At 71.8% G+C, this 11,120-nt stretch carries 9 protein-coding genes and 1 pseudogene; 6 read left to right on the top strand and 4 right to left on the bottom strand.

The features are described 5' to 3' along the window. Window positions 1-685: pseudogene (locus RB628_RS00140) on the bottom strand (hypothetical protein); the annotation flags it as partial. Between the two features lie 130 nt (window positions 686-815). Further along, complete coding sequence (locus tag RB628_RS00135; RefSeq protein WP_318318135.1) at window positions 816-2,201, bottom strand: transcriptional regulator; 1,386 nt, start codon at window positions 2,199-2,201, stop codon at window positions 816-818. A 342-nt stretch (window positions 2,202-2,543) separates the two neighbouring features. Here RB628_RS00135 and RB628_RS00130 point away from each other — a divergent pair, with 342 nt between their 5' ends. From RB628_RS00130 to RB628_RS00110, 5 genes are all read left to right on the top strand, one after another. Continuing rightward, entirely contained in the window at window positions 2,544-3,206 is a 663-nt protein-coding gene (locus RB628_RS00130) for a bifunctional DNA primase/polymerase (protein ID WP_318318134.1), read from the top strand. Between the two features lie 122 nt (window positions 3,207-3,328). Next, window positions 3,329-4,105 carry an ABC transporter ATP-binding protein gene (locus RB628_RS00125; RefSeq protein WP_318318133.1) on the top strand — a complete coding sequence of 259 codons (777 nt, stop codon included), beginning with the start codon at window positions 3,329-3,331 and terminating at the stop codon, window positions 4,103-4,105. Beyond that, window positions 4,102-5,709, top strand: coding sequence for a transporter (locus RB628_RS00120; RefSeq protein ID WP_318318132.1), 1,608 nt, complete (start codon window positions 4,102-4,104; stop codon window positions 5,707-5,709). Before RB628_RS00125 ends, RB628_RS00120 begins: the two co-directional genes overlap by 4 nt. Before the next feature lie 115 nt (window positions 5,710-5,824). Continuing rightward, entirely contained in the window at window positions 5,825-6,637 is an 813-nt protein-coding gene (locus RB628_RS00115) for a hypothetical protein (protein WP_318318131.1), read from the top strand. A 5-nt stretch (window positions 6,638-6,642) separates the two neighbouring features. Then, on the top strand, window positions 6,643-7,389 hold the full coding sequence (locus tag RB628_RS00110) for a hypothetical protein (RefSeq protein WP_318318130.1): 747 nt from the start codon (window positions 6,643-6,645) through the stop codon (window positions 7,387-7,389). Between the two features lie 413 nt (window positions 7,390-7,802). Here RB628_RS00110 and RB628_RS00105 read toward each other — a convergent pair whose 3' ends face one another. After that, entirely contained in the window at window positions 7,803-8,684 is an 882-nt protein-coding gene (locus RB628_RS00105; RefSeq protein WP_318318129.1) for an alpha/beta hydrolase, read from the bottom strand. Between the two features lie 649 nt (window positions 8,685-9,333). Then, on the bottom strand, window positions 9,334-10,026 hold the full coding sequence (locus RB628_RS00100) for a metal-dependent transcriptional regulator (RefSeq protein ID WP_318318128.1): 693 nt from the start codon (window positions 10,024-10,026) through the stop codon (window positions 9,334-9,336). Window positions 10,027-10,303: 277 nt separating this feature from the next. Here RB628_RS00100 and RB628_RS00095 point away from each other — a divergent pair, with 277 nt between their 5' ends. Then, window positions 10,304-11,083, top strand: a complete 780-nt coding sequence (locus RB628_RS00095; protein WP_412180568.1) for an SIS domain-containing protein — start codon at window positions 10,304-10,306, stop codon at window positions 11,081-11,083. The last annotated feature ends 37 nt before the right edge of the window (window positions 11,084-11,120 follow it).

Raw genomic sequence — 11,120 nt, 5'->3', positions numbered from 1 at the left:
CGGAGGCACCCGCAACAGGCGGAATGTACTGCGTCGCACCCTCGTCGGCGTGCGGCAGCGGAGCACCGGGCGCGGCGGCGTACGGGACGGCCGCACCGCCCTCGGGGGGCAGCGGGGCGGAAGGGGCGCCGTACTGCCCGTACGCGCCGGGGTGCTGGGGTTGGCCGTAGGGCTGCTGCTGGTGCTGCGGCATGGGGGTGCCGCCGGCCACGGGCGGCGGCGGCGCGGACTCGGCATGCGGTACGGGCAGGGGAGCGCCCGGGGCCTGCTGGGCGCCGTAGCCGGGCTGTTGGGGCCAGCTGTCGGCGCCCCTCGGGTCGTTGTTCCACGCCGGTGCCTGTGCCGACGGCGCCTGCTGCTCGGGCTGGTACTGCGGCTGGGGCTGGAACTGGCCCTGGGCGCCCCACTGTTGGTGTTGCTGGGCGTCGTCCGGCGTGGACCAGCCCTCGGCTGCCGGGGGCTGGGCCTGCGGGTGGGTCCGGGGCTGGTTCGTGTCCGGACCCCACGACTGTCCCCAGGCCTGACCGCCGGTCGGGGCCGGGGGCGGCGCAGGGGCGGGAGCGGGCTGGCCGCCGCTTCTCCCCGTCATACCCGGCAGCAGCGGTTCACCACCGTCGGAGGGCAGCACGATGCCTTCGCGCGCCACGCGCGGCGAGGGCTCCTCGCCCTGTCCACTCTGCGTCACCGGGACTCCTACTGATGGGGGACCTTCGGAATCGTCGGTTAACGCTACCGGGTCCCCGGAATCCCATTCCACGCAGCACAGGACCAGACCACTCCCCCACCAGCCCCTCAGCCTTCCGCTGTGTCTCCTGTCACGCCGCCGCCCGCAGGTCCAGCCGCGCCCCGAACTCCCTGACCACCGGTTCGTCGCGGTACGGCTCCAGGCGCAGGTGGAGGTCGTCCAGGTACTCGGCGCCCCGGTTGGAGCGCAGGGTGCCCAGGAGTTCCACCGCGCGCAGACCCGTGTGGCAGGCCTCCTCCACCTCGCGCTGCTGGACCTGGGCCGTCGCCAGCAGCACCAGTCCGATGGCCCGGCGCCGCGCCCGTGTCTCGGGGTGCCCGGCCAGGGACTCCTCCGCGCACCGCGCCGCCGCCTCGGCCTGCCCGAGGTCCCGGTGGCAGTGCGCCAGCTCGTCGGCCAGGTACGCCCCGTCGAAGTGAGCGATCCACACCGGGTCGTCCCCGGACTCCGGATCGGCCGCGTCCAGCGCGTTGACGGCGCGCCCGGAGGCCAGCTGGGCGGACCGCGCGTCGCCCATCAGCGCGTGCCCCCGGGCCTCGGCCGCGTAGAACATCGCCTCCGCCCGCGGAGTGACCCTGCCACGCGCCCCCTCCTGCGCCGCGCGCGCCAACTGCGCGATCTCACGCGGGTTTCCGAGCTGCGCGGCGAGATGGCTCATGGACGCGGCGAGTACGTAGCCTCCGTACCCCCGGTCCCCGGCCGCCTGGGCGAGCCGGAGCGCCTGGATGTAGTAGCGCTGGGCGAGACCGGGCTGGCCCGTGTCGACGGCCATGTACCCGGCGAGTTCGGTCAGCCGTGCGACGGCGGCGAAGAGATCGCGCCCCACGGCCTCCCGGTACGAGCCCGCCAGCAGCCCGGAGACGACGCTGTTGAGGTAGTGCACGACGACCGGGCGCACATGCCCGCTGCCGTACTGGTGGTCGAGGTCCGTCAGTGCCTGCGTCATCGCGCGCACCGCCGCCACGTCCGACGGCCCCACGCGGGGCCCCGCCTGGCGCGCCACCTGGGAGTCGGGGGACGAGATCAGCCAGTCGCGGCTGGGCTCCACGAGCGCGGACGCGGCGACGGACGAACCGGAGAGGAAGTCCCGCCGGCCCACGTCACTGCGCCACAGCTCACACACCTGCTCGATGGCACCGAGGACGGTCGGGGAGAACTGGAGCCCGACGCCCGAGGCGAGGTTCTTGCCGTTGGCCATGCCGATCTCGTCGATCGTGACCGTGCGGCCCAGTTTGCGGCCGAGGGCCTCGGCGATGATCGCGGGCGCCCTCCCCCGCGGCTGCTGTCCGCGCAGCCAACGGGCCACCGACGTCTTGTCGTAGCGCAGATCGTGGCCGTGCTCGGCACCGCACATGTTGACCCGGCGGGCCAGCCCGGCGTTCGAGCAGCCCGCTTCCTGGATGAGCGCCTGCAGCCGTTCGTTCGGCTGCCGTGCGACGAGAGGCCTTGCGGCCATGCCGTACCCCCTGAGGCTGCGGTGCCGTGCCCACGCACCGAGTTGACGTGTCTTCCGTGCCCGAATCCCTCCCGCACTCGTCCGCGTACCTGTTCGGGTGCTCGTCCGCGTACGGCGAAAAGATCCGGCCTTGAAGATCAATGCCCCGTCGGCCTGCCGAAAATGCGAGGCATGTGAGGATTGCCGGGGTAAAGACGGATGCCCGGCCCTCCCCCTGCCTACCCAGCCCCGTCCCGGATCCTCCTGCGCGCCCCCACACATGCATCCATGCGCCCCAGATGCGGAATCGATGCTCCTCCCCCGCGCATGTGACAGGCGTAACTCGTGATTCCCACTAGAGTTGTGCTCATCGTGGAAGAGACCATCGCGGGCCCTGATGCTGCCCAAATCCCCAAGCAACGCGGCGAATCCCTCTTGGAAACCGCCGTCCGTTACGCCGAAGAGCGCCACTGGGACGTGTTTCCCGGTACGTGGCTGGAAGCAGTCGACGGGGTGCAGCGCTGCTCCTGCGGCGACGCCGCGTGCGCCCTGCCCGGCGCACACCCGTCGCGTCCCGACTGGATGACGCAGGCCACGGGCAGTGCGACCGTCGCGCGTCGAATGTGGACCGAGCAGCCGACGGCGTCGATCCTGCTGCCGACCGGGCTCACGTTCGATGCGATCGACGTGCCCGAGACGGCCGGGTTTCTCGCGCTGGCGCGGATGGAGCGGATGGAACTGACGCTCGGGCCGGTGACGTTGACGCCGGATCGGCGGATGCGGTTCTTCGTGCTGCCGGGGGCGTCGGTGAAGGTGCCCGACCTTGTGCGCAGGTTGGGGTGGTCGCCGGCCTCTCTTGATCTTGTCGTGCTGGCCGAGGGGGCGTATGTGGCTGCGCCGCCCACCCGGTACGGGTCCCGGGGGGCTGTGCAGTGGGCCTGCCGGCCTACGCCCGCGAATCGGTGGCTGCCGGATGCGGAGGAGCTGATCTCACCGCTCGCCTACGCCTGCGGGCGGGATCGGTAACTCGCTTCCTGGGGTGCCTGGTTTCGGCTGTGCGGCGGGTGCGGGTGCGTCGTGACTGGTCGCGTACTTCCCCGCGCCCCTGAAAAACCTTCCGCGCCCCCTGGAAACCTTATGGTGCTCGCATGGTTGAAGGTGCTGCCGTGCGTGTACAGGGTCTGTGGAAGCGGTTCGGGCAGCAGGTTGCTGTTGCCGGGATCGATCTGGAGTTGCCCGCGGGGAAGTTCGTCGGGCTCGTCGGGCCGAACGGGGCCGGGAAGACCACCACACTCTCCATGGTGACCGGGCTGCTGCGGCCCGACCAGGGCACCGTGGAGGTCGTCGGGCACGACGTGTGGCGCGACCCGGTCGAGGTCAAGGCACGGATCGGGGTGCTGCCCGAAGGGCTTCGGCTCTTCGAACGGCTGTCCGGGCGTGAACTCCTCGCCTACTCGGGACGGTTGCGCGGGCTGCCCGGCGCCGAGGTCGACAAGAGGGCCGCCCAGCTTCTCGACGTCCTCGACCTGGCCGGCGCACGGCACAAGCTCGTCGTCGACTACTCGACCGGCATGCGCAAGAAGATCGGCCTCGCGGCCGCTCTTCTCCACAATCCCGAAGTCCTGTTCCTCGACGAGCCGTTCGAGGGCGTGGACCCGGTGTCGGCACAGATCATCCGGGGTGTGCTGGAGCGCTACACGGCCTCCGGCGCCACCGTCGTCTTCTCCTCCCATGTCATGGAGCTGGTCGAGTCGCTGTGCGACTGGGTCGCGGTGATGGCGGCGGGACGTATCCGGGCGCACGGTTCGCTGGCCGAGGTGCGGGGGGACGCGCCCTCGCTCCAGCAGGCGTTCCTCGAACTCGTCGGCGCGGGCGGGCGCGACCACGGGTCCCACCTCGACTGGCTGGGCGGCGGCGCCCGGTGAGCCCGGCAGGTTCGGAAGGGTCGATCACCGCAGTCGTCGTACGGCTGAAGCTGTCGCTGCTGCGCAACGGGCTGCGGCAGTCCGCGGGGCGGCGGGCCGCCTACATCTCCTCTGTCGTCGTCGTGCTGTTGATCGCCGCGATCCAGTTCCTCGGCCTGATCGCGCTGCGCGACAACGCACACGCCGCGTCCGTCACCGTCCTCCTCCTCTCGGTCATGGCCCTGGGCTGGGCCGTCATGCCGCTGTTCTTTCCCAGCGGGGACGAGACCCTCGACCCGACCCGGCTGGTGATGCTCCCGCTGCGTCCCCGGCCGCTGGTCCGGGCGCTGCTCGCGGCCTCGCTCGTCGGCATGGGGCCGCTGTTCACGCTGTCCCTGCTCGTCGGATCGGCGATCGCCCTGGCGCGCGGCGGGGCGGCGGTCGTCGTGTCGCTCGTCGCCGTCCCGCTCGCGCTGCTCGTCTGCGTGGCGCTCGCGCGGGCCGTCGCCGCCGCCAACATCCGGCTGCTCAGCAGCCGCAAGGGGCGCGATCTCGCCGTACTCAGCGGACTGGTCATCGCGGTCGGGGCGCAGCTCGTCAACTTCGGTGCACAGCAGCTCGGTTCGGCGGGTCTCGGCAAACTCGACCCGGTCGCCGAGGTGCTGGCGTGGGTGCCGCCCGCCTCGGCCGTCGGGGCCGTGGACTCGGCGAGTCAGGGGTCGTACGGAATCGCTGCCGCCCAACTCGCGCTCAGCACGGGTGCGTTGGTGCTGCTGCTGAGGTCCTGGTCGGGGACTCTGACCCGGCTGATGACCTCTCCCGACGGGTCCACGCTCCAGGCCGCCGAGCCCTCCGGTGCACGGGAGCGGACCTCCACCGGACTGGAGCGGCTGCTGCCGGGCGGGCGTACCGGGACCGTCATGGAGCGGAGTCTGCGCTATGCGTGGCGCGACCCCAAGACCAAGGCCGCGTGGGTGACTTCGCTCGCGATCGGGCTGATCGTGCCGGTGTTCAACGCGCTGCAGGGCACCGGCACGATCTACTTCGCCTGCTTCGCGGCCGGGATGCTCGGCATCCAGATGTACAACCAGTTCGGCCAGGACACCTCCGCCTTCTGGATGGTCGCGATGACGATCTCGTCCACCCGGGACGCGTACGTCGAACTCCGCGCCCGGGCATTGGCGTTGCTGCTGATCAGCCTGCCGTACGCCACCCTCGTGGTCGTTCTCACCACCGCACTGCTCGACGACTGGACCGCACTGCCGGAGGCGCTCGGACTGTCCCTCGCGCTGCTCGGCGCCATGCTGGCGGCCGGGGCGTGGTCGTCGGCCCGGTTCCCGTACTCCATACCGCAGGAGGGCTACAAGAACGTCGCCCCCGGGCAGTCCGGACTCGCCACGGTCGCCATCTTCGGCGGCATGATCGGGGCGACCCTGCTGTGCGCCCCCTTCATAGCCCTCACCATCTGGCTGAACGTCACCTCGGGCGGCGACCGTTGGACCTGGCTGCTGCTGCCCGCCGGCGCCGCGTACGGCACCTTGCTGTCGCTGCTCGGACTGCGGCTCGCCGCCCCGCGCACGGCCAGGCGCCTGCCGGAGATTCTGGCGGCGGTCAGCAGGGGCTGAACCCCCGGCGTCCGAACCCGCGAAATAGTCGAACTTGCCTACGGCACAAGGGATATGGGCCGTCGAACGCGGGGACAGAGGGGGTGACGGAAGCTATGTGGGGGGGAGCGTGCGCATGCCCAGATGGTTCGGCAGATCCAAGCCCAAGAGCGATGACACGGCCCAGACTTCCGCGGAGTACGAGAACCTTGACCCGCTCGCCGTCTCCGACGACCTGCGGCTGGCGTACAGCCGTAACGGCGACCCGAAGCTGCTGCGCGCCGCGCTCCAGGCCGCCGAGCTGGGCGTGGCCGTCTACCCCACCGACGACGTCCGCCACGCCGCCACCCTCTCCGCGCTGTGCATGCTGCACCGGCTGAGCTGGGAGCGAGACCGCTCCGCCGCCGACCTGATCAAGGCCGTCGACTACGGGCGCCAGGCCGTCGACAAGTCCCTGCCCGGCGACCCGGTACTCCCCCGGCACATGTCCTCCCTGGCCACCGCCCTCCAGGAGGTCTACGACAGCACCAGGGACCAGGAGTCCATCGACGAGGCAATCGCCCTGTACCGCGGCTGCCTGGACATCATGCCGGTCGGCGTCGACGCACAGGGCGAGGAGCGTGTCGCGCAGGAGTCCAACCTCGCCGACTCCCTGCTCCGCAAAGGGCGCACCCTCAACGACGGCGCCATCCTGAACGAGGCCGCCAGACACGCCCGCGCCGCACTGCGCGACACCCCGGACGACCATCCCATGCACCCGTTGCGCCTCGTCAACCTCGGCGGCGCGCTCCTCGGGCTCGTCCAGACCGGCCGCCGGGAACACATGGCCGCGGCGGAGGACATGTACACGCGCGGACTTCGGGAGCTCCCGGAGCGCCACCCCGCACGCCCCGGGGTGGAGCAGACGCTCGCCGTCATCAGGGGCCTGCGCGGACAGTTCGGGGTCTGACCCCGATGCCGGACGGGGCTGTGGCCGAACTGACGTTGCACGTCGAGGACTTCGCCGGGCCCGACCGCTGGCGGTGGGTTCTGGTGGCGCCGGACGGCGAGGTCCTCGCCCGGCACGAGGTCCGCCTGGACCCGGCCGGCCCCCGGACGAGGCCTTCCTCGACCTGCCCGGACATCTGCGCCGGCACGCGGCCCCGGACGTACGGGAGATCGTCAGGGACGTGGGCACGTGGATCGGCGCGGAGTCCTCGGGCCCGTCGCGTCCGCGCCGCTCGGGCCGCCCTGGCCTCGGCGCTCGAACGGGGCGACCACTCCGCCGCCGCCACCGCGACCAGCGGCCTGGTCGACCTCTGTGTACGCACCGGACGCCTCACGGAGGCGCTCGCCCTCGCCGGACAGGGCGCCGAACACGCGCGGCGGGCCGGCCTGGGCACCTGGTCGACGCTCCTGTACGAGGTCCAGCGGCTGCACGTCCTGTCGCAGACCGACCGGGCCGGCGAGTCCCTGGCCGAGGCCGACGCACTGCACCGCCGAATGCGTGCGGTGCCCCGCACACGCGGGCCCCGCGAGGGAGTCGACCGGTGGGAGGTCTTGGGCCAGTTACCTGCACATCCACGCGCGGGACGCGGCGGGCGCGGTCGCCCACCATCTCACGGGCGGCGCTGCTCGGGGCGCTCACCGGGGGCGGCCGGACGGCGAACGCGGCGCAGTCCCTCGCGAGCGACCTCCGGGAGTTCGGCACGGACGCCCTGACGCGACCACCGCTGGACGTCGAGGAGTTGTGCGCGCGGGTGGCGGAGGTGCCCGGGGTGGCCCTGGACCGGCTGCCGGCCGGCCTGGACCCCGGGCTCGCCCGCGCCCGGGAGACGTTCGGCACGCTGGTGCGGGAGGCGCGCGAGCGTGCGGAGGAGGGACCAGGAGCGGCACGGCTCGCCGCAATGCAGGAGGCGGCGTGGGGCACGACCTGGGAGCCGGCGCTCGCGGCGCTGGTGGCCGCCGAGCGGCGCAACACGGCCGCGCAGGTGAAGCTGCGCCGACGCCTCGCCGAACTCGACGCACTGGCACCGGTGTTCGGCCCACTCACCGACGTACTGAGCCGGAGCCAGGGCGGTGAGCGCGGGCCCGGTGTGCTCGCCGGGCCGGGCCCCCTCGACGCCAGGGTGGCGTCAACGCGTCAGTACGCCGTCCAGGAACGGTTCGATCGCCGTGCGCCAGGCGTCCGGCTGGTCGTAGTGCACGAGGTGGCCGGCGTCGGCCACCTCCGCGTACTCGCCCCTCGGCAGGACGCGGACCATCTCCTGCGCCTCCGCCCGGCCCAGTTCACCGTCCAGGCCACGCACGACGAGGGCGGGGCACTGGACCTGCGTCAGCTCCTCCCAGTGCGCGTCGAACACCCAGGTCTCGCGGGACTTGAGCATCTGCTCCGGCTCGAAGACGGGGCGCCAGCCGTCGGGGGACTCCTGCATGACCTCGGCGTAGAACTCGCCGCGCGTCGGGCTGGGGCGCTCCACCCAAGGGTCGTCCTCGCCGAACCACTTGCGTACGTCGGCCAGGGTGGCGAAGGGGACGGGCCAGGCCTTGAACCAGTCCTCCCACTCACGCTGGGAGGCCGCTCCGAGCGCCGAGGCCCGCATGTCGCAGATGATCAGGCCGCGCACCAGGTCGGGGCGTTTCGCGGCGAGCTGCCAGGCGGTCAGGGCGCCCATGGCGTGGCCGATGAGGACGACCGGGCCGAGGTCGAGCTGCTCGATCGCCGCCTCGGCGTCCTCGACGTATGCCTCGCGGGTGTAGATGTCGCCGGGCGGACGGTCGCTCTGGCCGTGGCCCCGCTGGTCGAGTGCGACGGCTCGGTGCCGCTCGCCGAGCCAGCGGGCGGCGGACGCCCAGTGCGAGGCACGGCCCATGAGCCCGTGCAGTAACAGCACGCCGGGTGCCCGGTCCGGCTCCATGGGCCGGGCCTGGTCCTCTCCGGTCTTGGGAGGGTCGGCGAACTCCCAGGCGGCCAGGCGTACGCCGCCTGCTCCGGTCACGCCGATACGCCGCGCCACAGGTCCTGGCACCCCCCTAGCTATCGATGTTTCCTCAGCAGAGCCATGGATCGAGCAATGGATCACTGGTTCGTACAGCGTGCACCCCCCGCCCGCCGTCACTCACAGATTATCGAATGGCTATTCGAAAATGCGGTTTTCGGCCACAACACCCCTCGTTCGAGTGACCACGCTCAGGGAATGATCCGCGCGGCCGGGGGGAGACCTTCTGCGGGAGGCGGACCGCTCGGGGAAAACGGTCCGAAGGGGATGACCCTGGGAGCTCGGGGCTCCGGGTCAGCACAGGGGAGGACAGGCCCCGGCGCCACTTGGCGCCGGGGCCCTCTTCACGTCTGCGGCACATTCTCACGCTCCCCCTCCCCCGCCGGGCGGCACCGCTGCCGCGCCCGGCCAAGAGCCCTCAAGTCATATGCCTCTCGCGACAGCGTGGCACGCGAGGCGGCCGAGCGCTGCGATTCCGCACACTGAATCTTGGATTGGCGCCCCGGAACGGCACGGACCCGGGACACAACAAGTGCCTCCTCGGGCACAGGAGTTGACGGCGCTGGTTCGGCGACGTGGGTCCGGCACCTGCGGGTTCAGAGGCAGGCACGGCTTCGCCTGTGTGCCTCCGACTGCCGCAGCTCCGGCTGTGCGACGGAGCCCCGGGTCAGCGCTTCGCCACGAACACGTGCGAGGCCACGTCCGCCTCCAGTTCGGCCGCCTCGCCGCCGCTGCCGACCAGCACCCCGCCGGCCGCCTCCGTCACGCTCACCACCGAACCCGGCTGCACCCCCGCGCGGCGCAGCGTATACATCAGCTGCGCGTCCGTCTGGATGGGCTCGCCGATCCGCCGCACGACGACCGTCTTGCCGTCCGTGCCCGGGTCGAGGTCGGCCAGCGAGACCATGCCCTCGTCCAGGAACGGGTCCGCGCTGTCCTTCTCGCCCAGCTCCTCCAGGCCCGGGATCGGGTTGCCGTAGGGCGACTCGGTGGGGTGGCGCAGGAGTTCGAGGACCCGGCGCTCGACGGCCTCGCTCATCACGTGCTCCCAGCGACACGCCTCCGCGTGGACCTGCTCCCACTCCAGGCCGATCACATCGACGAGCAGGCACTCCGCGAGGCGGTGCTTGCGCATGACGCGGGTGGCGAGGCGGCGGCCCTCGTCGGTGAGTTCCAGATGCCGGTCGGTGGCCACCGCCACCAGACCGTCGCGCTCCATCCGGGCCACGGTCTGACTGACCGTCGGGCCGCTCTGGTCCAGCCGCTCGGCGATCCGGGCGCGCATGGGGACCACACCTTCCTCCTCCAGCTCGAGGATGGTGCGGAGATACATCTCCGTCGTATCGATCAGTCCGGACATTCGTGCCCCTTGATGAGATGTGCCGGAGGCTCGACGGCTCCGGCGCGTGCGCTGGCCCTGGCTTCAATTCTGACGCATACCACTGACAACCGTGCCGCCGCGTTGAAACCACACGGTTACGGATCCTCGTGGCCGGGTGGACAGTGCGTTTCACCGAGGGTACGGGGAGCGCCGCGATATCGGCCGACGGCCGTGTTGACAGGGCACTGGTCCAGACCTCACCGTGATCGGCGACGCAGACGCTTCGAACCTCCTAGGGGCCCCGGACATGCCGGAACTGAGCGACAGCAAGCCGACCGGACAACCGGCCGGACAACTGGCCGGGCAGTTCCTCGACGCCGCGATCGGGCTGTTGCAGCGGGTGCGCGACGAGGAGGCCGAGGCCGTGACGGCCGCCGGCACGCTCATCGCCGACACAGTGACGGCCGGGGGGCGCCTGTTCGCCTTCGGCGCCGGGCACTCCTCGCTCGCCGCGCAGGACATCGTCTACCGCGCGGGCGGCCTGGCCCTGATGAACCTGCTGGCCGTCCCCGGCGTCGTCGGAGTCGACGTCATGCCGGCCACCCTGGGCTCCGCCCTGGAGCGGGTCGACGGTCTGGCCACGGCCGTCCTGGACACGTCACCGCTGTGCGCAGGGGACGTACTCGTGATCATCTCCCTCTCCGGCCGCAACGCCCTCCCGGTGGAAATGGCGCTGCACGCGCGTGCCCTCGGCGTGCAGGTCATCGGGGTGACCTCGGTGGCGTACGCGACGGAGACGACGCCCCGGAACGCCTCCGGCACGTTCCTCAAGGACCACTGCGACGTCGTACTGGACTCGAAGATCGCCCCCGGCGACGCGGTACTCACCCTCGACACCGTCCCGGCGCCCTTCGCCCCCGCGTCCACGGTCGTCACGTCGGCCGTGCTCCAGTCGGTCATGGCGACGGCGGCGGGCATCCTGGCGGAACGGGGCATCGAGCCGCCGCTGCTGCGCTCCGGCAACGTGGACGGCGGCCACGACTGGAACGCCCGCATCCTGAAGCAGTACGGCGACCGGATCTTCTACGAGCGCTGAGCAGGGCGTTACGTCCGTACCGGGCCCTACTGGCGTG

Source organism: Streptomyces sp. ADMS (genome assembly GCF_033441795.1).
GTDB lineage: Bacteria > Actinomycetota > Actinomycetes > Streptomycetales > Streptomycetaceae > Streptomyces.
Note: the sequence above shows the minus strand (reverse complement) of the source record. Positions and strands in the feature narration are given on the sequence as shown.